This window comes from Achromobacter sp. SX5, from assembly GCF_056711425.1.
Window position 1 is genome coordinate 1,730,377 of record NZ_CM160041.1, and the last position, 25,185, is coordinate 1,755,561.

24 protein-coding genes and 1 tRNA gene are annotated in these 25,185 nt (G+C 67.6%); 14 read left to right on the forward strand and 11 right to left on the reverse strand.

What is annotated here, in order from left to right; all coding sequences use genetic code 11:
- The first annotated feature begins 84 nt into the window (after window positions 1-84).
- Window positions 85-1,074 carry a Bug family tripartite tricarboxylate transporter substrate binding protein gene (locus tag AC1M14_RS08210; protein ID WP_102772527.1) on the forward strand — a complete coding sequence of 330 codons (990 nt, stop codon included), beginning with the start codon at window positions 85-87 and terminating at the stop codon, window positions 1,072-1,074.
- 81 nt (window positions 1,075-1,155) lie between these two features.
- Here the strand turns inward: AC1M14_RS08210 and AC1M14_RS08215 are convergent, their stop codons facing one another.
- Window positions 1,156-1,935 carry an RNA methyltransferase gene (locus AC1M14_RS08215; RefSeq protein WP_479731380.1) on the reverse strand — a complete coding sequence of 260 codons (780 nt, stop codon included), beginning with the start codon at window positions 1,933-1,935 and terminating at the stop codon, window positions 1,156-1,158.
- 117 nt (window positions 1,936-2,052) lie between these two features.
- Between AC1M14_RS08215 and AC1M14_RS08220 the strand changes: the two genes are divergently transcribed.
- Complete coding sequence (locus AC1M14_RS08220; protein ID WP_102772525.1) at window positions 2,053-2,838, forward strand: inositol monophosphatase family protein; 786 nt, start codon at window positions 2,053-2,055, stop codon at window positions 2,836-2,838.
- A 163-nt stretch (window positions 2,839-3,001) separates the two neighbouring features.
- Here the strand turns inward: AC1M14_RS08220 and AC1M14_RS08225 are convergent, their stop codons facing one another.
- From AC1M14_RS08225 to AC1M14_RS08255, 7 genes are all read right to left on the reverse strand, one after another.
- On the reverse strand, window positions 3,002-4,000 hold the full coding sequence (locus tag AC1M14_RS08225; RefSeq protein WP_209166912.1) for an FAD:protein FMN transferase: 999 nt from the start codon (window positions 3,998-4,000) through the stop codon (window positions 3,002-3,004).
- Window positions 4,001-4,028: 28 nt separating this feature from the next.
- On the reverse strand, window positions 4,029-4,532 hold the full coding sequence (locus AC1M14_RS08230) for a nitrous oxide reductase accessory protein NosL (protein ID WP_111824585.1): 504 nt from the start codon (window positions 4,530-4,532) through the stop codon (window positions 4,029-4,031).
- Complete coding sequence (locus AC1M14_RS08235) at window positions 4,529-5,359, reverse strand: ABC transporter permease (RefSeq protein ID WP_102772522.1); 831 nt, start codon at window positions 5,357-5,359, stop codon at window positions 4,529-4,531. Before AC1M14_RS08235 ends, AC1M14_RS08230 begins: the two co-directional genes overlap by 4 nt.
- Window positions 5,356-6,255: an ABC transporter ATP-binding protein gene (locus tag AC1M14_RS08240; protein WP_102772521.1), complete on the reverse strand. Its 900-nt coding sequence runs from the start codon at window positions 6,253-6,255 to the stop codon at window positions 5,356-5,358. The genes AC1M14_RS08235 and AC1M14_RS08240 overlap by 4 nt, the downstream gene beginning before the upstream one ends.
- Window positions 6,252-7,547: a nitrous oxide reductase family maturation protein NosD gene (locus AC1M14_RS08245; protein WP_479731381.1), complete on the reverse strand. Its 1,296-nt coding sequence runs from the start codon at window positions 7,545-7,547 to the stop codon at window positions 6,252-6,254. Before AC1M14_RS08245 ends, AC1M14_RS08240 begins: the two co-directional genes overlap by 4 nt.
- Before the next feature lie 5 nt (window positions 7,548-7,552).
- Window positions 7,553-9,466, reverse strand: a complete 1,914-nt coding sequence (nosZ, locus tag AC1M14_RS08250) for a TAT-dependent nitrous-oxide reductase (protein WP_111824588.1) — start codon at window positions 9,464-9,466, stop codon at window positions 7,553-7,555.
- A gap of 116 nt (window positions 9,467-9,582) precedes the next feature.
- Entirely contained in the window at window positions 9,583-11,781 is a 2,199-nt protein-coding gene (locus tag AC1M14_RS08255) for a 4Fe-4S binding protein (RefSeq protein ID WP_479731791.1), read from the reverse strand.
- A 333-nt stretch (window positions 11,782-12,114) separates the two neighbouring features.
- On the opposite strand from AC1M14_RS08255, the gene azu reads away from it, so the two are divergent.
- The 3 genes from azu to AC1M14_RS08270 all read left to right on the forward strand — a co-directional run bounded on the left by azu (window position 12,115) and on the right by AC1M14_RS08270 (window position 15,200).
- A complete protein-coding gene (gene azu / locus AC1M14_RS08260) occupies window positions 12,115-12,564 on the forward strand; it encodes an azurin (protein WP_102772519.1) in 450 nt (149 codons plus the stop codon).
- 170 nt (window positions 12,565-12,734) lie between these two features.
- Window positions 12,735-14,318, forward strand: a complete 1,584-nt coding sequence (locus tag AC1M14_RS08265) for a TerC family protein (RefSeq protein WP_102772518.1) — start codon at window positions 12,735-12,737, stop codon at window positions 14,316-14,318.
- Between the two features lie 18 nt (window positions 14,319-14,336).
- Entirely contained in the window at window positions 14,337-15,200 is an 864-nt protein-coding gene (locus AC1M14_RS08270; protein ID WP_102772517.1) for an undecaprenyl-diphosphate phosphatase, read from the forward strand.
- A gap of 75 nt (window positions 15,201-15,275) precedes the next feature.
- Here AC1M14_RS08270 and AC1M14_RS08275 read toward each other — a convergent pair whose 3' ends face one another.
- From AC1M14_RS08275 to AC1M14_RS08285, 3 genes are all read right to left on the reverse strand, one after another.
- Window positions 15,276-16,043 carry a UDP-2,3-diacylglucosamine diphosphatase gene (locus AC1M14_RS08275; RefSeq protein ID WP_102772516.1) on the reverse strand — a complete coding sequence of 256 codons (768 nt, stop codon included), beginning with the start codon at window positions 16,041-16,043 and terminating at the stop codon, window positions 15,276-15,278.
- Complete coding sequence (locus AC1M14_RS08280; protein ID WP_111825512.1) at window positions 16,036-16,545, reverse strand: peptidylprolyl isomerase; 510 nt, start codon at window positions 16,543-16,545, stop codon at window positions 16,036-16,038. Before AC1M14_RS08280 ends, AC1M14_RS08275 begins: the two co-directional genes overlap by 8 nt.
- Window positions 16,546-16,679: 134 nt before the next feature.
- Window positions 16,680-17,363 (reverse strand): tetratricopeptide repeat protein, encoded by a 684-nt coding sequence (locus AC1M14_RS08285; RefSeq protein WP_102772515.1) that lies wholly within the window; start codon window positions 17,361-17,363, stop codon window positions 16,680-16,682.
- Window positions 17,364-17,599: 236 nt separating this feature from the next.
- Between AC1M14_RS08285 and cysS the strand changes: the two genes are divergently transcribed.
- From cysS to mnmH, 9 genes are all read left to right on the forward strand, one after another.
- Window positions 17,600-19,054, forward strand: coding sequence for a cysteine--tRNA ligase (gene cysS / locus AC1M14_RS08290; RefSeq protein ID WP_479731382.1), 1,455 nt, complete (start codon window positions 17,600-17,602; stop codon window positions 19,052-19,054).
- 20 nt (window positions 19,055-19,074) lie between these two features.
- Window positions 19,075-19,719: a DNA-3-methyladenine glycosylase 2 family protein gene (locus tag AC1M14_RS08295; RefSeq protein ID WP_209166910.1), complete on the forward strand. Its 645-nt coding sequence runs from the start codon at window positions 19,075-19,077 to the stop codon at window positions 19,717-19,719.
- 36 nt (window positions 19,720-19,755) lie between these two features.
- Entirely contained in the window at window positions 19,756-20,721 is a 966-nt protein-coding gene (locus tag AC1M14_RS08300) for an acetyl-CoA carboxylase carboxyltransferase subunit alpha (RefSeq protein ID WP_102772513.1), read from the forward strand.
- Between the two features lie 143 nt (window positions 20,722-20,864).
- Window positions 20,865-21,845 (forward strand): tRNA lysidine(34) synthetase TilS, encoded by a 981-nt coding sequence (gene tilS / locus AC1M14_RS08305; protein ID WP_479731792.1) that lies wholly within the window; start codon window positions 20,865-20,867, stop codon window positions 21,843-21,845.
- Between the two features lie 115 nt (window positions 21,846-21,960).
- Window positions 21,961-23,226, forward strand: a complete 1,266-nt coding sequence (locus AC1M14_RS08310) for an aspartate kinase (protein ID WP_102772511.1) — start codon at window positions 21,961-21,963, stop codon at window positions 23,224-23,226.
- A gap of 87 nt (window positions 23,227-23,313) precedes the next feature.
- Window positions 23,314-23,406: transfer RNA gene (locus tag AC1M14_RS08315), tRNA-Ser, on the forward strand.
- Window positions 23,407-23,630: 224 nt separating this feature from the next.
- A complete protein-coding gene (locus AC1M14_RS08320; protein WP_168202092.1) occupies window positions 23,631-23,804 on the forward strand; it encodes a hypothetical protein in 174 nt (57 codons plus the stop codon).
- Window positions 23,805-23,819: 15 nt separating this feature from the next.
- Window positions 23,820-24,038 (forward strand): hypothetical protein, encoded by a 219-nt coding sequence (locus AC1M14_RS08325; RefSeq protein ID WP_111824592.1) that lies wholly within the window; start codon window positions 23,820-23,822, stop codon window positions 24,036-24,038.
- An 82-nt stretch (window positions 24,039-24,120) separates the two neighbouring features.
- On the forward strand, window positions 24,121-25,185 hold the full coding sequence (mnmH, locus tag AC1M14_RS08330; protein ID WP_209166908.1) for a tRNA 2-selenouridine(34) synthase MnmH: 1,065 nt from the start codon (window positions 24,121-24,123) through the stop codon (window positions 25,183-25,185).

Sequence of the window (25,185 nt, forward strand, 5' to 3'; positions counted from 1 at the left end):
ATGCAGCGGCCGTGTATAGCTGAGAATGCCTCATCCAACAATTCAAATCGTCCATTTTATGGACAGTACCTGCACGGAGACACTATGACTAAGGGTCAAAAGCCTGCCCTGCGGCGTCTTGCCGCCACCGTTCTGGCCACCGCCGCGAGCGCATTCGCCATGGGGTCCGCCCACGCCGCCTATCCCGACAAGCCCGTACGCATCGTGGTGGGCTTTTCCGCCGGCGGCACCACCGACGTGATCGCCCGCATCATGGCCAAGGAACTGACCGAAAGCCTCGGCCAGTCGTTCGTGGTCGAGAACAAGCCGGGCGCCGGCAGCAACATCGCCACCGACCAGGTCAAGCGCGCCACGCCCGACGGCTACACGCTGCTGTTCGTGGCCGTGACCAGCGCCATCAACCAGACCCTGTACAAGAACGTCAATTTCGACCTGACCAAGGACTTCACGCCGGTGGCGCTGGGCGCCAAGGTGCCGAACATCCTGGTGGTCAATCCCCAGGTGCCGGTGAAGTCGGTGCAGGAACTGGTCGACTACGCCAAGAAGAACCCGGGCAAGCTGGCGTTCGCGTCCTCGGGCAGCGGCACCTCCATCCACATGGCGGGCGAGCTGTTCAAGATGAAGACCGGCATCGACGTGCTGCACGTGCCGTACAAGGGCAGCGCCCCGGCCGTGACCGACCTGGTCGGCGGCCAGGTGCAGTTCATGTTCGACAACATGCCCTCGTCGTGGCCGCACGTGCAGTCGGGCAAGCTGCGCGCCCTGGCCGTGACGACCAAGGAACGCTCCAAGAGCGCGCCGGACCTGCCGACGATGCAGGAATCGGGCTACAAGGATTTCGACGTGTCGTCGTGGTTCGGCCTGATCGCCCCGGCCGGCACGCCGCCGGAAGTCGTCAACACGCTGAACGCCGCCATGGTCAAGGCGCTGGACAAGCCGGAAGTGCAGAAGAGCTTCGAGAGCCTGGGCGCGGTGGGCGTGAAGACCACGCCGGCCGAATTCGGCCAGTTCATCAAGTCCGAAGTGGAAGGCTGGGCCCCGGTGGTCAAGGCCTCGGGCGCCAAAGTGGATTGATCTTCGTGTCGCGGGCGGCGCGCCGCCCGGCGACCGATGCGTGGGGATGGGCCATGGCCCATCCCTATTTTTTTGCGCGGCCTACTGCCCGCTCCGGCTTTTCTTCAGCATGGCCGTGCAGACGCCGCGCATCATGTCCACCTCGTCGCGGCTCAACTCCAGGCGGGTGAAAAGATGGCGCATGCGCGGCATCAGCTTCTTGGGATGGGCGGGGGCCAGGAAGCCGACGCCCACGAGCGCTTCTTCCCAGTGCGTCAGGAAAGCCTGCACCGCCTCGCCGGAGGCCGGCGCGGCGCCGCGCGCGGGTTCTTGCGCGGTCGAGGCCGGCAGCAGCGGGGCGCCGGCGGCCGCCAGCAGCGCGTAGCGCAGTTCCCAGGCGGCCAGCTGCAAGGCCTGGGCCACGTTCAGCGAGCTGTATTCGGGGTTGGCGGGGATGTGGCAGATGCGATGGCACAGCGCGATCTGGGCGTTGGTCAGGCCCGCGCGCTCGGTGCCCAGCACCACCGCAGCCACGCCCTCGGCCGTGTCCGCCAGGTGGCCGCGCGCCAGTTCGGCGGCCTGCCGGATGTCGCAGGGCGGGGGGCCGAGGTCGCGCACCCGGGCGGTCAGCGCGAAGGCCAGCGTCACCGGCGCCAGCGCCGCTTCGAGCGAACCGTAGACCTGGGCGCCTTCCAGCACGTCCAGTGCGCCGCTGGCCAGCGCCACGGCCTCGGGCTGACTGGTTACATCCGGAAACTTGGGGGCCACCAGCACCAGTTCGGAAAAGCCCATCGTCTTGATGGCGCGGGCCGCCGAACCGACGTTTCCGGGGTGGCTGGGGTTCACCATGATGAAGCGAACGCGTGAAAATGCTTGAGTCATTTAAAATGGCACGTTTGGCTTAGTGCCTTCCTGGTTTTCTGGGTCGATTTCCCCCGGCCGCAGGGGGCGGCAAGCGGCCTATCATCAAGCCAACTCATCGCATTCGTACGGAATTTTATGCACCCGATGCTCAACATCGCCATCAAGGCGGCCCGGCGTGCCGGCACCATTATCAACCGTGCCAGCATGGATTTGGAACGACTCAGCGTGGCTCGCAAGGGGCCGCGGGATTATGTCACGGAAGTCGATCGCGCCGCCGAGGAGTCCATCGTCGAGACGCTGCGCGCGGCCTATCCGGAGCATGCCGTCCTGGGCGAGGAATTCGGCCTGCAAGGTCCGGACCAGGCCGAATTCCAGTGGATCATCGATCCCCTGGACGGCACCACGAACTTCATCCACGGCCTGCCCAACTACGCGGTCTCCATCGCGCTGACGCAGCGCGGCCAGGTCACCCAGGCGGTGATCTACGATCCGTCGCGCAATGAACTGTTCACCGCCAGCCGCGGCAGCGGCACGTTCCTGAACGACCGCCGCGTGCGCGTCTCGGGCCGCACCCGCTACCACGACGCGCTGCTGGGCGCGCACTGGCCCAACTCGGGCGACCCGGAACAGGGCTCGGCGCGTTTCCGCCAGATGGCCGAAGGCAGCACGGGCGTGCGCCGCCTGGGCTCGACCGTGCTGGACCTGGCCTACGTGGCCTGCGGCCGCCTGGACGGCTTCTGCGGCGTGGGCCTCAAGCCCTGGGATTTGGCCGCGGGCAGCCTGATGGTGCTGGAAGCCGGCGGCCTGGTCGCCGACTTCGACGGCGAGCAGGGCTGGATGGACAGCGGCAACGTGCTGGCCGCCAGCCCCAAGATCTTCACGCAGATGCTGTCTTCGCTGAACCCGCCTTCGGCGGCGTGATGGCCGGGCGGCTGGCGCCGCCCAATGAATCTCGCGCTGCACCCATCCTGCGATGGGTGCCTCGAACGTAGGATGGGTGCAACGCGCCCCATCCGACACAAGCAACGCACCGCCAAACGCGCGAAACCCATCGGGCGGCGCCAGCCGCCATCAACAACCCCTTTCAGCCCCCCGCTTCCAACACCTTCAGCCCCCCATCCGGCAACGCGAACCATGCCCGCAGCCCGTGTTCGCGCACGATGGGCCGCGCGGCGTCCAGCGGCATGTGCGAGAACGCCGTGGACAGGGCGTCGGCCAGGGTGGCGTTGGGCGCCATGACGGACACGCTGCGGTATAGCGGACGCGCGCGGCCGGTGCGCGGGTCGAAGAGATGGGTGTAGCGGCCCTCGGCGTCCAGCGCGGTGCCGTAGCCGCCGGAGGTGGCCAGGGCCTGGTTGCGCAGGCTGGCGGTGGCCAGCAGGCGCGCGGGGTCCTGCGGGTCGGCCAGGCCGACCTGCCAGTCGGCGGCCGCGGCGCGGCTGTCCATGCCCTGGATTTCGCCCATGTCCACCAGCGCCCGCTCCAGCCCGCCCAGTTTCAGCAGCTCGGTGACGCGGTCGGTGATGTAGCCCTGGGCGATCCCGTTGAGCGTGATCCCCATCCCCGGGCGGCCCAGCGCGATGCGGCCGCTGTCCAGCGCCACGTCTTCACGCGACACGCGAGCCAGCGCCCGCGCCACCGCCTGCGCGGACGGCCCGGCGGGATCGGCGCCCGGCTGCGAGAAGTGCCCGGCGTACAGCTGCCACAGCGGCTGCACCGTGGGGTCGAAGGCGCCGCCGGTGAGCCTGCCGTAGCGCAGGCTCACGCTGAGCAGCTGCAGCAGGTCGGCGGGCGGATCGTCCAGATAACCCTGGCGGTTTAGGCGCGACAGGGCGCTGTCTTCGCGGTACAGGCTGAAGATGCCTTCGAGCCGACGCAATTCCTGCAGCGCCTGCGCGATCAGGCGCTGCGCCGCCTGCGGTTCGGGATGGTACAGGCGCAGTTCGGCGTCGGCGCCCAGGGCGACGCCGCGCCACACGGTGGGCGCGATGGAAGCCGCGGCGCGGCGCGCGGGCAGGGGGGCGAGCGCCAGCGCGGATGCGGCGGCGGCGATGCCGATGAAACGGCGGCGGGTAGGATTCATGGCGACAGGCCTGCGGAGTGGGGCGGGACTATTGGGCGAAGACATAGGCTTCCGGCACGTCGGCGAAGGCGGCGACGCGGCCGCCGTGGGCGCGGGCGAAGGCTTCGGCGCGTTCGCGCTGCGAGAACGGCATCGCGTCTTCGACGCCCATGCCGCCGATGAAACGGCCTTCGATGACGTAGTAGGCCTGGCGCGCGTCGATCCACACCGACGGATCGGGCGCGCCGTCCGGGCCGGCCGTGCCCATGTCGTTGACGTAGATGGCGCTGATGGCCTTGGGTTCTTCCGGCAGCAGGGTATAGGCGAAGACCTGCTTGATCGACGAGAACCACACCGGCGCCGCGCGCCCCTTGATGAAGATCTGGCCCTTGGGGCCGCCATGTTCGTTCAAGGCCATGCCGCAGTAGTGGCCGACCGATTCCAGCGTCACGGCCTGGGGCGGCGGGGGCGGGGCCTCGGAATCGGCGCCGCTGCCGCAGGCGGCGGCGCTCAGCAGGGCCGCGAGGGCCAGGGCGAGCCGCAGGCGTCTCATAGTTGTTTCCTCCTGAATGCCGCCGCCGCCAGCAGGAACGGCACGGCGACCCACAGCAGCAGCGCGGCGATCAGCGCCGACGTCGGCAGGCTGGCCTGGTCGCTCACGCCCGCCATGCCGGCGTACAGCGAAATGTTCTCGAAGCCGGTCAGGTTCAGCAGCCGGTACACGTCCGAGGGGTTGAGCAGCAGCAGCGCGTTGAGCAGGCCGGGACTGACGTGGCGGCCCTGGTCGGCGGCCAGCACGCCCAGGAGCGCCATGTCGTAGATGACGACGAAGAACAGCCAGACGCCCAGGGCGATGCCGGCGGCCGTGGCGCGCTCGCGCACCAGCGTGCTGATCAGATAGCCCATTGCGAGAAAGCTGGCGCCCAGCAGCACGCTGGCGCCGATCAGCAGCGCGAACGGCTGCCAGGCGCCGATGTCCAGGCCGCCGTAGGCCCATTGCAGCGCCAGCCCGGCCGAGCCGTAGCCCGCGCCCGTGGCCAGCGCCAGGATGGCGAGGTGGCCGATGAACTTGCCCACCAGCACCTGCCAGCGCGAGACCGGATAGCTGAGCAGCAGCGCCATGGTGCCGCGGTCGACTTCGCCGACCACGGCGTCATAGGCCAGCAGCATGGCGATCAGCGGGACCAGGAAGATGGACAGGCTGGACAGGCTGACCACGGTGACGGTCAGCGGCTCGGCCTTGACCGTGCCGCTGGGCGAGCTGCCCAGCAGGCCCAGGGCCAGCGCCAGCGCGGCCAGCAGCAGGGCGGTGGCCAGCACCCAGCGGTTGCGCAGCCCGTCGCGGATTTCCTTGCCGATGATGGTGCCTACCGCGTTCATACGTCTTCCCGTTCAAGCAGATGTGCATAGATGTCGTCCAGGCTCGGCACCTGGATGTCCAGGTCGTGGATGTCGGACGACAGCGCGCCGATGCTGCGGATCGCCGCGATCTTGTCGTGTTCCAGGCAGGCCAGCTCGTAGCGGCCCGCCTCGATGCGGCGCCAGGCGCCGGCCGGCGGCGCGTCGGCGTGCGCCAGGGTCAGGCGGATGCGGATGGGCAGGCCGGTGGAGCGCCGCAGCGCCGACATGGCGCCGTCGGCGATCTTCCTGCCGGCCTTCATCACCACGATGCGATCGGCGTGGCCGGCCAGTTCGGACAGCGCGTGCGTGCTGAGCAGGATGGTGGCGCCGGCGGCGCGCAGCTCGTGCACGATGTCGTAGAACATCAGGCGCGAGGCCGGGTCCAGGCCGGTGGTGGGCTCGTCGAACAGCAGCACGCGCGGCTGGCCCAGCAGGGCCTGGGCCAGCGCCAGGCGCTGGCGCATGCCCTTGGAATAGCCGCCCACGCGCCGGCGCGCCGCGCCCGAGATGCCGACCCTCTCCAGCAGCGCGGCGTTGCCCGACAGCGGCTGGCGCTTGAGCCGGGCGTAGAACGCCAGCGTTTCCTCGCCGGTCATGGACGGATGCAGCGCCACGGTTTCGGGCAGGTAGCCGATACGGTTGCGCAGCCGCGCCGCGGCCGGGCTGTGGGCGTCGTGCCCGAACAGCGCGACGCGGCCCTGGGTGGGGCGGATCAGGCCCAGGATGAGCTTGATGAGCGTGCTCTTGCCGGCGCCGTTGTGGCCGGCCAGCGCGACGCATTCGCCCTCGCGCAGCTGCAGGTCCAGGCCGTCGATGGCCCGCTGCGCGCCGTAGTGCTTGCTGACGCCGGACAGCGTCACGAGGTCGGTATTCATGGAGACTCCTTGGGCAGCCGGGCCGGCAGCGGCGGCGGCTGCATCAGCGGCGCGCTGTCGATCACGCCGCCGGGCAGGATGGCGGGGAACTGCGATTGCGCCCAGCGCACGATGGCGATCGACGGGCTGTTGAGCAGGATGCGCGCGGCCGGCGCGCGCCACAGCAGCTGGTCGACCACGTCGTTGGGCCGGTAGGCGGTATCGGCGATGCCGTCGCCGTCCAGGTCGAAGGCGGTGTTGTCGCTCCAGTAATTGCCGCGGCCCGCGACCGACCAGTCCAGCGTCCGGGTGCTGACGTACTTGACCTGGTTGCGGTTGTTGATGAAGGCGTTGCCGGATACCTGGTTGCCTTCGGAGCCGGCGGTGAAGTGCACGCCGATGTCGCAGTTGGCGAAGCGGTTGTCCTGGAATTCGTTGTAGTTGGCGTTGTAGATGAACACGCACTTGCCCGCGCGGTCCACCGAGTTGCCGGTGATGCGGGACTGGTTGGCGTAGTTCAGCATCAGCCCTTGCTCGCGGCTGTCGACGGCGACGTTGTCGCGCACGATCAGCTGGTGCGAGAACATGATGGCGTAGGCCACGTCGGTGCCGGTGGCGACGTTGCCGCTGATTTCGCTTTCGTTGGTGTACATGTAGTGCACCGCGTAGCGCAGGTCGTGGAAACGGTTGCCGCTGAAGGTGTTCAGCCGGCTGGTGTTGACGAAGATGCCGTCGCGCCCGGCCGAGATGTCGTTGTCCAGCACGCGGGTGCCGGGCGTGTTCCAGAGCGTGACGCCGTTGCCCCGTTCGGCCACGCGCAGTTCCCGGTTGCCGACGATGCGGTTGCCGCGCACCAGGGCGTCGCGCGGCCCCCAGACGTGCACGCCCACGAGATTGTCGAGGATGTCGTTGCCTTCCACCCGGGCGCGGTGCGCCGTGCGGTCGAGGAAGACGCCGGCGTCCATGTCCGACAGGCTCAACCCGGAGCGGGTCACGGTCAGGCTGCGCAGCGACACGTCGGCGGCCTTGATCCACAGCGTGCGGCCCTGGCGCGTGCCGGCGATGACCGCCGAGCGGTCGGCCGGCCCTTCCAGCGTCAGCGGCTTGTCGATGACGATGCCGCCGGAATAGGTGCCGGGGGCCAGGCGCAGCACGTCGCCGTCCTGCGCCGCGGCGACGGCCTGCGCCAGGTCGGCGCCGGGGGCGAGCGTGTGCACGGCCGCCGCCGCGGCGCCGGACAGCGCCAGGGCGAAGGCCGCCAGCGCGGCGCGGGCGGTCCTCCTGCCGCCCTTCGGCATTGCGATGACTGTCATGGACGCTACGCGGTCTTCTTGGGATGGACGATCATCTGGCCGGACATCTCCATGTGCAGCGCGTGGCAGAACCACTGGCAGTAGTACCAGTACACGCCCGGGCGGTCGGCGGTGAACGTGACCGACGAAGTGGCCTGCGGTCCGATCTCCATGGCGATGCCGTGGCCTTCCAGCGTGAAGCCGTGCGTCAGGTCCTCGATCACCTCCATGTTGGTCACCACCACGGTGACTTCGTCGCCCTGGTTGACCTCGAACTTCTTGATGCTGAACATGGGCGCGACCGCCATCATGTACACGCGCACCTTGTTGCCGTCGCGCACCACCTTGGCGGCGTCCTCCAGCGTGACGCCGTCCTTCTTGGCCATCTGGCGGGCGTCCTCCCACATGGGGTCGTCGCGTTTCCAGACGCTGAGCGGGTGGACCTTGGAGCGGTGCACCAGGCACATGTCGTGCGGCTCGGCGAAGCTGGGGCCGTCGTGCACCAGCTTCATCTCGTCGCCGGAGATGTCGATGAGCTGGTCGTTCTCGGGCTTGAGCGGACCCACGTTGAGGAAGCGGTCCTTCGAGAACTTGTTCAGCGACACCAGCCACTTGCCGTCGGCCTCGCGGGTCTCGCCCATGGTGGTGTGGTTATGGCCGGGCTGGTAGTGCACGTCCAGCTTCTGGATGATGGGGTCGACCTTCTCGCCCTTGAAGGCGCGCTTGGCCAGGTCGAGGTTCCACTTGACCATCTGGCTGTCGATGAACAGCGTGGTGTAGGCGTTGCCGCGGCCGTCGAAGGCCGTGTGCAGCGGGCCCAGGCCCAGCTGCGGTTCGGCCACCACGCAGTCGCGCGGCTTGATTTTGTCGTCGAACAGGTCGTCCAGCGTGCGCACGTCCAGCACCGTGACGGTGGGCGAGAGCTTGCCGTTGAGCACGATGTGGATGCCGTCGGGCGCGGCGTTGCAGCCGTGCGGCGAGTTCGGCACCGGGATGTAGCGCGTGTACTTGGAACCGTGGCGCCCGTCGATCACCGGCACCCCGCCCATCATCTTGTAGTCGCCCTTCTTGACGGCTTCCTCGATGCGCTTGATGTTGAACACCACGACCCAGTCCTGCTCGTTGGCCGACATCTCTTCCACCGTCACGCCCTTCTCCGAGTTGTAGCAGGTGGAGAAGGAGTACTTGCCCTGGTAGTCGGCGTCGCCGTTGTCCAGGTTGCCGTCGACCAGCACCTGCCAGGCGACCTTCATGGTGTCGCCGTCGATCGCGGTGTAGATGGCGAAGAAGTTCTTCTTGGGATCGTCGATCACCTTGCCGTCGTTGGGCAGCGGCACGATGTGCTCGCCGTTGGCGAACACATAGCCGGTGCGCGGATAGCGCTGCGGCCGCAGGCCGTGCACGCCCGATACGTTGGGCAGCTCGGTGATCTTGTCGGTCTTCATCACGTCCAGGCGGATGCGCGCGACGCGGTTGTTGGCCTTGTCGTTGATGAACAGGTAGCGGCCGTCGTAGGTGCGGTCGGTGAACGACAGGTGAGGGTGGTGGGCGTCGCCGTTGGCGAACACGCCGCCCTTGTCCTTGAGGTAGGCGCGGGTCTCGGGCGTCAGGCCTTCGGTGAGGATCTTGCGGCTTTCGTTGGTGCGGCCCCAGCCGGTCGCGCTGCAGTGGTTGAAGACGGGGATGCGCACCAGCTCGCGCATGGACGGCAGGCCCAGCACCCGCACTTCGCCCGACTGGCCGCTGGAGTTGAACGCATAGTATTCGTCCAGATCGCCCGGCGCGACGTGGCCCAGCACGCCGTTGGCGCCCTTGGCGTCCTTGCCATGCGCGGTGGGGATCTGCGCGCCCGCCACCAGGCCGGCGGCGCCGGTGATGGCTGCGGTGCCGAGGAAGCTGCGGCGAGAAAGGCCGCCCTTTTCGGGATTCTTGTCGGACATGGATAACTCCTTGGTAGGAACGGCGGCTCGCGCCGTGGGGTAAGAAAGTTCCATCCGCTGCCCGCCGTCCGGGGCGGCGTTTCCGCCCCGGGATGGCGCAACGGCAAGAACTGGATTCAGGCTTCGGCTTCGGGTTTCTGGCTCGGCAGGCGGTGGATCACGATGGGCTGCTCGGCGGGCTCGGCCTGGGGCCGGCGGCGCTCGCGCTTGGCCTTTTTCTGGATCAGGTGCGGACACTTCTGGTCATGGTGGTAGAGCATCTGGCAGTGCAGGCACTGGATGCACTCGTTCGGGTTGATCTCGCCGGTGGGGTCGATGGCCTGTACCGGGCATTCGAGATTGCAGCGCTGACAGGGGTTGCCGCAGTCGCGGTAACGGCGCAGCCAGTTGAAGATGCGCAGGCGGGCGGGAATCGCCAGCGCCGCGCCCAGCGGACAGAGGTAGCGGCAGAAGAAGCGTTCCACGAAGAGGCCGGCCGCCAGCACCGCCACGGCGAAGAGCACGAAGGGCCAGTAGCGCACGAAGCGCAGGATGATGGCGGTCTTGAAGGGCTCGATCTCGGAGAGCTGCTCGGCCAGCGCCAGGTCGTACAGCGAGAAGCCGAACAGCAGCAGGAAGATCACGTACTTCAGCGTCGACAGGCGCTGGTTGACGCCGTGGCTGATCTTCAGCTGGCGCACGCCCAGGCGCTTGGCCGCGCGGTTGGCCAGCTCCTGCAGCGCGCCGAACGGGCACAGCCAGCCGCAGAACGCGCCGCGGTTCCAGAACACCATCGAGATCGCGGTGGCGCACCACAGGATGAACACCAGCGGGTCCATCAGGAAGTACTCCCAGCGGAAGTCGGTGCGCAGCGCCGAGAAAAAGGTCAGCACGTTCACGATGGACAGCTGGGCCTGGCCGTACCAGCCGATCCAGAACAGCGCGAACGCCAGGAACGCCAGCCGCAGGCGGTCGTGCAGCAGCGGCCGGCTGGTGAGCTGGTCCTGGAAGAAGAAGATGCCCACCAGCACCACCAGCGCCACCGTCAGCACGGCCACCTGGCCGGACTTGCCGCGCCAGATCTGCTTCCACAGCGCGGGCGCGGGTTCTTCTTCGGCGGCCTGCGCGGCCGGGACGGGAGCGGCCGGCGCCGCCGCCGCGGCTTGCGCGCCGGCGACGGGCCTGGTGTAGGCCTGCGGCAGTTCGTAGGGCAGGTCGAAGGTGACGAACGCCTTGTCCTTCACGCTGAGCACGCGCTGCACCATGAGCTGCAGGCGCCAGGGCGCGACCGGGTCGAGCGCGGCGTCGTCGGGCACGATGAACAGCGCCACTTCGCGAAACGCCGGCGCGCCTTCGGCGGCCACGTCGGCCAGCCGCTGGTGGTTGCGGTCGCGAAAGCGGAAGCTGCTTTCGTCCTGGATCACCTCGATGCGGTCGAAGATGCCGCCGCGCACGTAGCCCGAGCCCTTGAACGAATACGCGCCGTTGCCCGCCACCAGCATGGCCTGCTGGCCGGGCTTGAGTCTTTCCTTCAGGCGCTGCCATTCGGTGTCGCCCAGCAGGCTGCGGCCGATGGCCGGCACGCTCACCAGCGCGGCGTACAGGTCGATGAAGGTGTCGGCATTGCCGCTGCCGTCGGCGACCGCGGCGGCGTCGTCGCGCCCGGATGCGCGGAAGGCCTGGTTGACGTCCTCGGGCGTGAGCCTCAGGTTGCGCACCGCGCCGGCGTCGAGCAGGGCCTGCCAGCTCTGCGGCGTGTCGCGCGATTCGTCGACGGCGCGCGCGGCGGCCGGCGCGGCCTGCTGGGCGGGCGCGGCGGTCTTGTCGATGCCGTGGGCGCGCGCCACGGCGATGGCCGAGCGCGTGATGCTGTCGCCGATCACCATCAGCGTGACGGTCGCGCCGCTGATGATGTCCACCGGCGGCGGCGCGCCGTGGCGGGGAGGGGAGTCGACGAAATTGAGGCCGACGTAGCCGCTGATGAAATGGTCCACCTTGGCCTGGGGGATGCCGATGAGGACGATGGGTTCGTGGTGCTCGACCAGCTTGGCCCCGACGATGCGGCCGTCGTTGGCCAGCCCGACCAGCACATCGATGGGCTTGCTGGAATAGCCGCGCGTGTTGACCACGTCGGAAGTCAGGTACACGACGCCGAGCGGGCGCGAGCCGGCATAGGCCTTGGCGGCCAGCGGCTTGCCGGCGGGGGCGTCGACGCGGTCCGCGCCGGGGAAGATCTCGCCGATCGGGGTAGTGGCCAGGAAGTCGGGCAGCCGCTGCGCCTGCGCCAGGCCGGCGCCCAATATATAGAGCAGCAGCGCAATGAACGCTGCCCGCATGAATCCGACGATCCGCATGAACTCCCGCCCCGCTGTGCTGCCCTGCATGCCTGTACTCTTCTGGTTCTATTTGCAAAGGTTTGACGCATCCTAAGAAGATCCAGGACGGGTGGTATTGCGGTTTATCAACGGCCTCCGTTTCCTTCTCGCCGGAACCTCAATACCCCTACAAAACCTGGGGGTTTCCCGGTTTTGCGGCATGCGATCCGGACGGACTTGATGTCCGTCAATAGCGTGTTTTTTTCGGTGTCCTAGACTTGTGCCTAGCGGCAGCGACGCAGGCATGTGGCTTGCGGAGAATCCAAACGCCGCCCCTGTCTACGGAGAATTCCCATGCTGGCAAAAGCCACCCTCGCCATCGTCCTGTCCGCCGCCAGCCTGCCCGCGCTGGCCGCGCAATGCGAAGCCACCATCGAAGGCAACGACGCCATGCAGTTCAACCTGAAGGAAATGGTGGTCGACAAAAGCTGCAAGCAATTCACCGTGACGCTCAAGCACGTGGGCAAGATGCCCAAGGTCGCGATGGGCCATAACTGGGTGCTCACCAAGGAAGCCGACCGCCAGGGCGTGGCCACCGACGGCATGAACGCCGGCGCCGCCCAGGACTACGTCAAGCAGGGCGACAGCCGCGTCATCGCGCACACCAAGGTCATCGGCGGCGGCGAATCGGATTCGGTCACCTTCGACGTGTCCAAGCTGACCGCGGGCGAAGCCTATGCGTTCTTCTGCTCGTTCCCCGGCCACTGGGCCGTCATGAAGGGCACGCTCAAGCTCAGCAACTAAGCGGCTCGCGCGCCAGGAACAGACCGGCCCCAGGCCGGTTTTTTTCTGTCCGGCGGCTGGTTCCTATGGCCTAAACCGCCTGTACATCAGGCTTACGGAGGGGCGGCGTCACCGGCGTGTCACGGATTTTCCATGTACGATTATCGGTCGTGTAACTTTTGGAGCTCCTGATGGAGTGGCTGCTGGACCCCACTGCGTGGGTCGGCTTGCTTACCCTGGTCGTCCTCGAGATCGTCCTGGGAATCGATAACCTGATTTTCATCGCCATCCTGGCGGACAAGCTGCCCCCTGCGCAACGCGACCGCGCGCGCATCATGGGCCTGAGCCTGGCGCTCGTCATGCGCCTGGGGCTGTTGTCGGTCATGTCATGGCTGGTCACGCTGACCACCCCCCTGTTTTCCGTCGGCCCGCTTTCCTTCTCGGGACGCGACCTGATCCTGATGATCGGCGGCCTGTTCCTGCTGTTCAAGGGCACCATGGAGCTGCACGAGCGCCTCGAAGGCAGCCAGCACGGCGGCTCGTCCGGGCCGCGCGTCTACGCCAGCTTCTGGGTGATCGTGACGCAGATCGTGGTGCTGGACGCGGTGTTCTCGCTGGATTCGGTGATCACCGCCGTCGGCATGGTGGACCACCTGGCGATCATGATGATCGCCGTCGTCATCGCCATCGGCATCATGCTGCTGGCGTCCAAGCCGCTGACGCGCTTCGTCAACGCCCACCCCACGGTGGTGGTGCTGTGCCTGGGCTTCCTGCTCATGATCGGCTTCTCGCTGCTGGCCGAGGCGTTCGGCTTCAAGGTGCCCAAGGGCTACCTGTACGCGGCCATCGGCTTCTCGGTCGCCATCGAGGCGCTGAACCAGGTGGCGCGCCGCAACCTGCTCAAGCTGGACGCGCGCCGTCCCATGCGCGAGCGCACCGCCTCGGCCGTGCTGCGCATGCTGGGCAAGCGGCCGCCGGCCGACGAACCCGACCTGCCCAGCGTCGACGGCCCGACCGTGCCGGCCTTCGGCGTCGAAGAGCGCAACATGGTCAGCGGCGTGCTGACCCTAGCCGAGCGCTCGATCCGCTCCATCATGACGCCGCGCACGGACGTCTCCTGGATCAATATCGACGACGATCCGCAGACCATCCGCAACCAGCTGACCGAGGCGCCGCACAGCTTCTTCCCGGTCTGTCGCGGGTCGCTCGACGAGGTGCTGGGCATCGGCCGCGCCAAGGACCTGGTGGCCGACCTGATCACCGAGGGCCGCGTGCGCCGCAACCGCCTGCGCGATCCCATCATCGTGCACGAATCCATCGGCATCCTGCGCCTGATGGATACGCTCAAGCGCTCGCGCGGCCAGCTCGTGCTGGTGGCCGACGAATTCGGCGCGATCGAGGGGCTGGTGACGCCCATCGACGTCTTCGAGGCCATCGCCGGCGAATTCCCCGACGAGGACGAACTGCCCGACATCGTCGCCGACGGCGAGAACACCTGGAAGATCGACGGCGCGGCCGACTTGCACCACGTCGAGCAGGTGCTCGAAACCGAAGGCCTGGTCGACGACGCCCAGGACTTCTCGACCCTGGCCGGCTACCTGCTGTCGCGCTTCGGCCACCTGCCCAAGCCGGGCGACGCCTGCGAGTACGAGATCCACCACGACCATTTCCGCTTCGAAGTCCTCGAAATGGACGGCCGCCGCATCGCCCTGGTGCGCGTCGAGAAGCGGCCGCAAGAGCTGCATGCCGACGAAGCCTCTCCCGCCAACGACTAACCGGACAGAACCTGTATCGTGACCGACAACGCGCTATACCTGATCAAAGCATTCGTCCTGGGCGTCATCGAGGGCCTGACGGAATTCATCCCGGTGTCCAGCACCGGCCACCTCATCCTGGTGGGCGACTGGATCAATTTCGAGTCCAGCCAGGGCAAGGTCTTCGAGGTGGTGATCCAGCTGGGCTCCATCCTGGCGGTGATGTGGGTGTTCCGCGCGCGCCTGCTGCGGCTGGCGCGCGGCACGCTGACCGGCGTGCCCAGCGAGGTGGCCTTCACCCGCAACCTGATCATCGCCTTCCTGCCGGCCGCCGTGATCGGGGCGATCTTCATCAAGTCGATCAAGAGCATCTTCTACCACCCGGCGGTGGTGGTCGTGACCCTGGTGCTGGGCGGGCTCATCATGCTGTACGTGGAGCGCAAGACCCATCACACGCCGGGCGACCAGCCGGGCGCGGCCGACGACACCGCCTCCGACGAGCGCGCCACGGCCCGCACGCTGGAGCAGATTTCCTGGAAGCAGGCGCTGGGCGTGGGCGTGGCGCAGTGCCTGGCCATGATCCCGGGCACCTCGCGCTCGGGCGCGACCATCATCGGCGGCATGATCGCCGGCATCCAGCGCAAGACGGCGACCGAATTCTCGTTCTTCCTGGCCATGCCGACCATGCTGGGCGCGGCGGTCTACGACATGTACAAGAACATGGACCTGCTGACCCAGCAGGACCTGTCGGGCATCGCGGTGGGCTTCGTCGCGGCGTTCCTGAGCGCGATGGTGGTGGTGCGAGCCGTGCTGCGTTTCGTCGCCAACCATACGTACCGCGTGTTCGCCTGGTACCGGATCGTGTTCGGCGGCGTGGTGGCCGCGTGGATATTCACGCGCTGAGGTCCGCTTCGCGCAAATGAAAAAAGCCGGCATCCGTCCCATGGACGGATGCCGGCTCGGACCGGCCGATGGGGCTTACGGTTCCAGGTCGTAGAACTCCGGGCCGTCGGACGTGATGACCAGCCAGCCGCCGCGAGGCGGGTTGACGTGGTCGCAGTCCCAGTCGGGCAGCACCCAGCGTTCGCACTTGCGGCCGTCGACGTCCAGCACGTGGCGGGCCGGGCGGTGGGTGTGGCCGTGCACCAGCACGCGCACGCCCGTGTCGCGCAGGACCTTTTCGATGGCGCCGGGGTTGACGTCCATGATCTCCATCGACTTGGCCTGGTTGGCCGCCTGGCTTTCGCCGCGGGCCTGCTGCGCCATCGCCAGCCGTTCGGGAATGGTCTTGCCCAGGAACTCGGCCTGCCAGCGCGGATTGCGGACCATCTGGCGGAACTGCTGATAGGCGGCGTCGTCCGTACAGAACTCGTCGCCGTGGGTCAGCAGGATGGGGCCGAAATCCGTTTCCAGCAGGGCGGGCTCGGGCAGCAGGTGGGCGCCCAGCGCCCGGGCCAGCTCTTCGCCGATGAGGAAGTCGCGGTTGCCGCGGCCCAGCCACACCGGGATGCGCGCGGCGGTCTCGCGCAGCGCCGTCAGCGCCGTGGCCAGCCACGGCGGCGCGGCGCGGATCACGTCGTCGCCGATCCAGGCGTCGAAGATGTCGCCCGGCAGCAGCAGGGCGGCGGCTTCTTCGCGCGCCGCCTGCAGAAAGGCCGTGAAGGCCTCCAGGGTGGCCGGCGTGGCCGGGCCCAGGTGCAGGTCGGACGCCAGCCAGATGGGGCCGGGCAGGCTGATCTTATTCAAGAACTTCGGCCTTCTCGATGATGACGTCCTCGTTGGGGACGTTCTGGTGGAAGCCCTTGTTGCCGGTCTTCACGCCCTTGATCTTGTCGACCACGTCGGTGCCTTCGGTCACGCTGCCGAACACGGCATAGCCCCAGCCGTTGGGCGTGGGGGCGGTGAAGTTCAGGAAGTCGTTGTTGGACACGTTGATGAAGAACTGCGCCGTGGCCGAGTGCGGATCGCTGGTGCGGGCCATCGCCAGGGTGTACTTGTCGTTCTTCAGGCCGTTGTTGGCTTCGTTCTCGATGGGGGCGTGGGTCTGCTTCTGCTTCATGCCCGGTTCGAAGCCGCCGCCCTGGATCATGAAGCCATCGATCACGCGGTGGAACACCGTGCCGTTGTAGAAGCCTTCCTTGACGTAGGTCAGGAAGTTCTCGACGGTCTTGGGAGCCTTGGCGGCATCCAGGGTGATGACCATGTCGCCTTGGTTCGTTTGAAGCTTGACGCGGGGGTTGGTGCTCATGGCTTTTGTGCCTTCAGAGGTGGAGGTGGAGGAATTGGCCGCCGGAGCGGCGCTGACGAGCGCCGGCGCGAAAGCGGCCAGCGCGAACGAGCACGCCGTCAGGCGCAGCAGGTGCAGAGGAGAAAAACGGGACATCATTTGCCTTGTTTATCCTTCAACATGGTTTCGACTTCCTGGGCCTTTTGCTGCGCGCCCGGCACGCCTTCGCGGGCGGCCTTTCTATAGGTGCTCAGCGCCTGCAGCAGCTGCAGGTCGCCCAGATTGGCGCGCGCGGCGGCATAGCCGGGATCGGCGCGCAGCGCCATTTGCAGGGCGTCCTGCGCACGATCGAGCTCGCCGCGGCTTGCATATAGAGCGGCCAGATTGTTCCAGGGTTCCGGAAGCTCGGGGAATTCGGTGGTCATCTCGGTGTAGACGTCGATGGCCTCGTTGGTGCGATTCAGGGCGGCCAGGGCGCGCGCGTGCTGGAACATCAGCTGCACGTCGGTGCCGCGCTGGCCCTTGATCTCGGCCTGGCGTTTCTCGATCAGCGCGAGCGCCTCTTCGTTGTCGCCGTGGTTCAGCAGGCGTTCGATGTGCGTGGTGATCTGCGAGGGCGAAGGCGTCAGCCGCGTGTCGACGCCGGGCTTGATCGCTTCCAGCATGTTGGCCAGGCTGTCCCAGCCGCCCTCGGGCGGGATGGGGTCCAGGGTGGTCCGGTTGGCGTTGGGGTTCGCGCCCCCGCCGCCGGCCATGGACTGTGCAAGAGAGGCTCCAGCGGGAACGCCCGCCAGGGCCAGGGCGAGCAGGGCGACGCGTAGGCGCGGCTTGATAGTCACGTGGTCATCCGTTAAAAGTCGTGGCTGGCCGGCGCTTACGCGCGCGACCGGGCCGCTTGCTATACTTGACGACCACCATTTTAGCCCCGGTTGGGTTTTGACTCTCGTCCAACCCGGATGCTGGCGTCGGGGGTATCGTCCTTCGATGGCATCTTTTTTCCGCGTCCGCCACGGAAAACTCATCCGAACAACAAAGCCGAACTGCTGAGCCGAACAACAAAGCCGAACCACGCGCCATGCTGCAAATCTACAACACCTTATCGCGTACCAAAGAACCGTTCAAGCCGGCCCAGGCCGGCCAGGTGCGCATGTACGTGTGCGGCATGACCGTCTACGACTTCTGCCACCTGGGCCATGCCCGCATGCTGGTGTCGTTCGACGTGGTGCAGCGCTGGCTGCGCGCCAGCGGGCTGGCCGTCGACTACGTGCGCAACATCACCGACATCGACGACAAGATCATCCGCCGCGCGGTCGAGACCGGCCGCCGCATCGGCGAAGTGACCGAGTTCTATATCGACGCCATGCACGCCGACGAGCGCGCGCTGGGCGTGGCCACGCCGGACCGCGAGCCGCGCGCCACGCAGTACGTGGGCGAGATGCTGGACATCATCGGCAAGCTGGAACGCAACGGCCTGGCCTACCAGGCCGACGACGGCGACGTGAACTACGCCGTGCGCGGCTTCCCCGGCTACGGCAAGCTCTCCGGCAAGACGCTGGACGACCTGCGCGCCGGCGAGCGCGTGGCGGTGGGCTCGGCCAAGCGCGACCCGCTCGACTTCGTGCTCTGGAAATCGGCCAAGGAAGACGAGCCGGCCGACACCAAATGGGAGTCGCCCTACGGCCTGGGCCGGCCGGGCTGGCACATCGAATGCTCGGCCATGAGCAAGGCCCTGCTGGGGCTGCCGCTGGACATCCACGGCGGCGGGCCGGACCTGAAATTCCCGCACCACGAAAACGAAATCGCCCAGACCGAGGGCGCCTTCGGCGGTACGCTGGCCAATATCTGGATGCACTGCGGCCCGCTCATGGTCGACTCGGACAAGATGTCCAAGTCGCTGGGCAACTTCCGCACCATCCGCCAGACCATCGCGCAGGACGAACCGGCGGCCGACCAATCCAGCTACCGCGTCAATCCGCGCGAGGCCGAGATGGTGCGCTTCTTCATCGTGCGCAACCACTACCGCAGCCCGCAGAACTACACGCCGGACAACCTGGTCGACGCCCAGAACGCGCTCGACCGCCTGTACCAGGCTCTGCAGAACGTGGCCGCCGACGACCAGGGCGTCGACTGGAACGAGCCCCAGGCCCAGGCCTTCAAGGCCGCCATGGACGACGACTTCAACAGCTCCGGCGCCGTGGCGGCGCTGTTCGAGCTGGCTTCCGAAGCCAACCGCGAAAAAAGCGCGCGCAGCGCCGGCCAGATGAAGGCGCTGGGCGCCCTGCTGGGCCTGCTGCAGCAGGAGCCGGCGGCCTACTTCCAGTCGCCCACCCGCTACTCGGCGGCCGCCATGGAGCAGGGCGAGCGCCGCGCGCTCGACGCCCAGGCGATCGAATCGCTGATCGAGGCGCGCGCGGCGGCCAAGGCCGCCCGCAACTACGCCGAGGCCGACCGCATCCGCGCGGAACTGCGCGAGGCCGGCATCGAGCTGGACGACAAGCCGGGCGGCCTGACGCAATGGCGTCGCGCGTGAGCCGCCAGGAACCGCCCGCCATGTCCACCGCCGACCTCGAGATTCCCAAGCCCGAGTATTGGGAAGCCGCCGTAGCCCACCTGATGCGGCGCGACCGCATCCTGAAGAAGATCATCCCCCAGCACCCGGAGGTATGGCTGACTTCGCGCGGCACGCCATTCGTGACGCTGGCGCGCGCCATCATCGGGCAGCAGGTCTCGCCCAAGGCGGCCGACACCGCCTGGACCCGGTTCATCGACGCGGCGGGCAAGCGCCCCACGCCGGTCGCGGTGCTGCGCGTCGGCCTCGACGGCCTGCGCGCCGCCGGGCTGTCGCAGCGCAAGGCCGAATACGTGCTGGACCTGGCCGTGCATTTCGGCGAACGCCGGGTGCATCCCGAGAAATGGGCGGCCATGGACGATGAAGCCGTCATTTCCGAGCTGGTCGCCATCCGCGGCATCGGACGCTGGACGGCGGAGATGTTTTTGATTTTCAATCTGCAGCGGCCCGACGTCTTGCCGCTGGATGATCCCGGGTTGCTCAAGGCAATCTCGCTACACTATTTCAGCGGCGAGCCTGTCTCTCGCTTCGAGGCTCGCGAAGTCTCGTTGGCGTGGCAACCCTGGCGTACCGTGGCGACCTGGTATTTGTGGCGCAGTCTGGAACCGGCTCCGGTCCAGTACTGACGCACCCCGGGCAGCCCATCTACGGAACCACACTACATGCGCAATACATTTCTGGAATTCGAACAACCGCTAGCCGAGCTTGAGAACAAGATCGAGCAGCTGCGCTACGTGCAGGCCGATTCGGCGGTGGACATCTCCGACGAAATCGGACGTCTGCAGCAGAAGAGCCAGACCCTGGCCAAGGAAATCTACGCCAAGCTCACGCCTTGGCAGACGGCCCTGGTCGCCCGCCATCCCCAGCGTCCCTACACGCTGGACTACGTGCGCGAAATATTCACCGACTTCCATGAACTGCACGGCGACCGCATGTACGCCGACGACCAGTCCATCGTCGGCGGCCTGGCGCGCTTCAACGGCACCCCCTGCATGGTCATCGGCCACCAGAAGGGCCGCGACACCAAGGAACGCGCCGCGCGCAATTTCGGCATGCCGCGTCCCGAGGGCTACCGCAAGGCCCTGCGCCTGATGCGCCTGGCCGAGAAGTTCGGCATTCCCGTGTTCACCTTCGTGGACACGCCGGGCGCCTATCCGGGCATCGGCGCCGAAGAGCGCGGCCAGTCCGAGGCCATCGGCCGCAACCTCTACGCCATGGCCGAGCTCAAGGTGCCCGTGATCTGCACCATCATCGGCGAAGGCGGCTCGGGCGGCGCCCTGGCCATCGCCGTGGGCAACGCCGTGCTGATGCTGCAGTACGCCACCTACGCCGTGATCTCGCCGGAAGGCTGCGCCTCCATCCTGTGGCGCAGCGCCGACAAGGCGCCCGAGGCCGCCGAGGCCCTGGCCATCATCGCGCCGCGCCTGAAGGACCTGGGCCTGGTGGACCGCGTGGTCAACGAACCCGTGGGCGGCGCCCACCGCGATCCCCGCGTCATGGCGCGCCTGCTGCGCCGTGCGCTGGGCGATGCGCTGCGCCAGCTGCAGGACATGACGCCCGAGCAGCTGGTCGAGCAGCGCGTGCAGCGCCTGCTGTCCTACGGCAACTTCCAGGAAGTGCGCGCCTGAGGCCCGGGCGCCGGCTTCGCGCCGGCGCCGCGCGCCACGCGCCGTTCCCCATCATGAACGCCCGCCCGACTCCCGAAGACAGCTCTCGGGGCGCGGCGGGCGCAGTTCATCCGCTGCCCCTGTCCGACGATCTCGCCGCGGCCCTGCGCCGCGCGCTGCTGGCCTTGCCCGAGCGGCCGGCGCGCGTCGCCGTGGCGCTGAGCGGCGGCGCGGACTCGGCCATGCTGGCCGTGCATGCGGCCGCCGTGGCGCCGCAGCTGGGCATGGACGTGATCCTCATCCACGTGCACCACGGCCTGCAGGCCGACGCCGACGCATGGGAACGGCAGACGCGCGCGCTGGCGGACCTGCTGGCGCTGCCGCTGGCGCAGGCCCGCGTCGAGGTCGACGCGGCCGCCGGCAAGGGCATCGAGGCCGCCGCGCGCGACGCCCGCTACGCCGCCCTGGCGCGGCTGGTCCGGGAGGCCGGGGCGGCGCACGTGCTGCTGGCGCATCATCGCAACGACCAGGCCGAAACCGTGCTGCTGCGCCTGCTGCGCGGCACCGGGCTCGAGGGCATGGCGGCCATGGCGCCCGTCGCGCGGCGCGACGGCGTGGCCTATGTGCGGCCGTGGCTGGAGCTGGACCGCGACCTCATCCTGAGCGCGGCGCAGGCCGTCGAGCGGGCCTGCGGCTGGCGCCCGGTGCAGGACCCGACCAACGCCGATCCCCGCTACACGCGCGCGGCCGTGCGCGAACTGCTGGCGCCCGTGCTGGACGCCCGCTGGCCGGGATGGCGGGCCATCGTCGCCCGGCATGCGCGCCACATGGCGCAGGCGGCCGAAATCCTGGACGAAGTGGCGCAGGCCGATTTCGCGTCGCTGGAGCCCGGCCCGGACGGCGCCAGCTTTTCGCTGCGCGCCTGGCGCGAGTTGTCGCATGCGCGCCAGGCGCACGTGCTGCGCCACTGGCTGCAGCGCAACGGCGCCCGCATGCCGACCGAGGCCCGCATGCAGGACCTGCTGCGCCAGCTGCGCGGGCTGCACAGCCTGGGCCACGACCGCCAGCTGCGGGTGGAGCAGGCCGGCCACGTCATCCGCTGCCATCGGGGCAGGGTCTGGGTCGAACCCCGGGAAAATCCCTGAAATAGCCGCGCCATGGACGGAAAATTGCACAAACTGCGCAAATTTTTACCGTCGCGCTAGAATATACGGCTTTGCCCGTCAACCTTTTGCGGCGGGTTCCCAGCCAGAGTACGAGATGTCCCTGATCGTTCACAAATATGGCGGTACTTCGATGGGCTCGGTCGAGCGCATCAAGAACGTGGCGCGCCGCGTCGCGAAGTGGCACGCCGCCGGCCACCAGGTTGTCGTAGTCCCGTCGGCGATGGCGGGCGAAACCAATCGCCTGCTCGGCCTGGCGCGCGAGATTTCGCCCCAGCCCGACACGCGCGAGCTCGACATGATCGCCGCCACCGGCGAGCAGGCCAGCAGCGGCCTGCTGGCCATCGCGCTGCAGGCCGAAGGCGTGCCGGCGCGCAGCTATGCCGGCTGGCAGGTGCCCGTGCGCACGGATTCGTCGTTCACCAAGGCGCGCATCAGCGCCATCGACGACGCGCGCATCCGCGGCGATCTGGACGCCGGCCGCGTGGTCATCGTCACGGGCTTCCAGGGCGTCGATCCCGAAGGCCACATCACCACGCTGGGCCGCGGCGGCTCCGATACCTCGGCCGTGGCCGTGGCGGCCGCCATCAAGGCCGACGAATGCCTGATCTACACCGACGTCGACGGGGTCTACACGACCGATCCGCGCGTGGTGCCCGAAGCGCGCCGCATGGCCGTCGTTTCCTTCGAGGAAATGCTGGAAATGGCCTCGCTGGGCTCCAAGGTCCTGCAGATCCGCTCGGTCGAATTCGCCGGCAAATACCGTGTGCCGGTGCGGGTCCTGTCCTCGCTGACCGACCCGCTCATCCCGCTCGAAGAAGAAATGGTCTCGGGCACGCTGATTACTTTTGAGGAAGACGAAAAAATGGAAGCCGCCGTTGTCTCCGGCATCGCCTTCAGCCGCGACGAAGCCAAAATCACCCTGCTGGCCGTTCCGGACAAACCCGGTATCGCCTTCTCCATCCTGGGTCCGGTCGCCGCCGCCAACATCGACGTCGACATGATCGTGCAGAACCAGTCCGTGGCCGGCACGACCGACTTCTCGTTCACCGTGAACCGCAATGAATTCGCGCGCGCCGTGGACCTGCTCAAGCGCGAAGTCATCCCCGCCGTGGGCGCGCGCGAACTGTCCACCGACGAAAAGGTCGCCAAGGTCTCCATCGTCGGCATCGGCATGCGCTCGCACGTGGGCGTGGCCAGCCTGATGTTCCAGACGCTGTCGCAGGAAGGCATCAACATCCAGATGATCAGCACCAGCGAAATCAAGACCTCGGTCATCATCGACGACAAGTACATGGAGCTGGGCGTGCGCGCGCTGCACAAGGCCTTCGGCCTGGACCAGGCGCCCGCCGAGAAGGCCTGAACAAGCGCTACGGCACGATTTTTTTCGCGCTAGCCGCCCCCTCGGCGGCATGAGTCAAAAAAGTCGTGCTAGAATCTCGTTCTCTTCGGAGATGTGCCCGAGAGGCTGAAGGGGCTCCCCTGCTAAGGGAGTATGTGGCTAAAAACTGCATCGTGGGTTCGAATCCCACCATCTCCGCCAGACATGGACGCCGCGATCCGTCGCGATGTCCCAAAAACCCGCAGAAGCGTAAGCTCTGCGGGTTTTTTCTTGCCTCCCTCGGCAAATACGCAGTTCCCTAGGACCGGAGGAAGGTTTCGGAATCGCCAGGCCATACCTATAATTTTTTTCGGAGGCGGCGCACGGCGTGCGGCCGCGTACGCTCGCAGGCAAACGCCACGACAGGCACAACAGGGGTCGCCAACATGCAAGAAGCTGAACTGGAGAAAATTCGTGCAGAGATCAGCAAGCTGATGGCGGAATCGCTCCGCATAGGCGCCGAGGCCGGCAAGATTACGCGCGAGACATTCTGGTATCCGGTGACGGTCGCCATTGCCATGTTCGGCGCGGGGGTGGCTTTTGCCAAGCTGTTTTTCTAACAAGGAACCGCCGTGATGAGCACAGCAAAGGTTGCCGACATGGAAGACGCCGAACTGGAAAAAATCCGTGCCGAGATCAGCAAGCTCAACGCTGAAGCCGGCAAGCTCTTTGCGGAACAGATCAAGTTCTATGCGGAGGGACATAAGCTCACCCGCGAGGCATTCTGGTACCCGTTCGGGCTGGGTATCTCCGTAGTGGTCCTGATCGGGGGCATCGTCAAATTGTTCCTGTGAAGGCAAGCCGCCATGCCTCGATGCGGGCCCGCCTTCTTTCCGGCATGAGAGAATCGAGCTTTCCCTCTTTCGCGCCGCCACCTTGAAACACCTGCTCGCCACGCTCGACCGGGTCGACGACTTCGATGAGATCATCGATGTGCGCACGCCGCTCGAATTCGCCGATGACCATATTCCGGGCGCGATCAACGCGCCGGTGCTGAGCAACGAGGAGCGCGTCGTGGTCGGCACGCTCTACAAGCAGGTCTCGCCGTTCGAGGCCTCTCGGGTCGGCGCGGCGCTGGTGGCGCGCAATATCGCCGCGCATCTGGAGAGCCTTTTCGTGGACCGGCCGCAGGGCTGGCGCCCGCTGGTCTATTGCTGGCGAGGCGGCACGCGCTCGGGCTCCATGACGACCATGTTCAACATGATCGGCTGGCGCGCGCGCCAGCTCGATGGCGGGTACAAGGCCTATCGCCGCGCGACGCTGGAAGCGCTGGAGCAGTTGCCGGGCACGCTGCGCTACATCGTGCTGACCGGGCCGACCGGCAGCGGCAAGACGCGGCTGCTGAACGCGCTGGCCGGGGCGGGCGCGCAGACGCTGGACCTGGAGCAACTGGCCGCGCATCGCGGTTCCCTGCTGGGGGCGTGGGCCGGGGTGCCGCAGCCCACGCAAAAAGGCTTCGATACGCGGCTGGCGCAGGCGCTGCGCCAGCTCGATCCGTCGCGCCCGGTGTTCGTCGAGGCCGAGAGCCGCAAGATCGGCGCGGTGGCCTTGCCGGCGGCGCTGCTGGCCGCCATGCATGACAGCCCTTGCGTGGATGTGCGCTCCAGCCGCGAGGACCGGGCCGCGTTCCTGCAGCAGGACTACGCGCAACTGTTCGACGATCCCGCGTCGCTGAAGGCGCAGCTGCAGCGGCTGGTCGGCCTGCACAGCCGCGAGCGGGTCAGCGGCTGGCAGGCGCTGGTGGACCTGGGCGCGCGGCGCGAGCTGGCGCGCGAGCTGATAGACGAGCATTACGATCCGGCCTATGCCCACAGCTGCCACGCCCATTTCTCCCGATTGCCACAGGCGCTGCGCATGGACTTCCGGCCCAACGACGCCGACGTGGTCGAGCAGGCGAGGGCATTGATGACAAGGCTGGATATCGATGCGCAATCTTCCTGA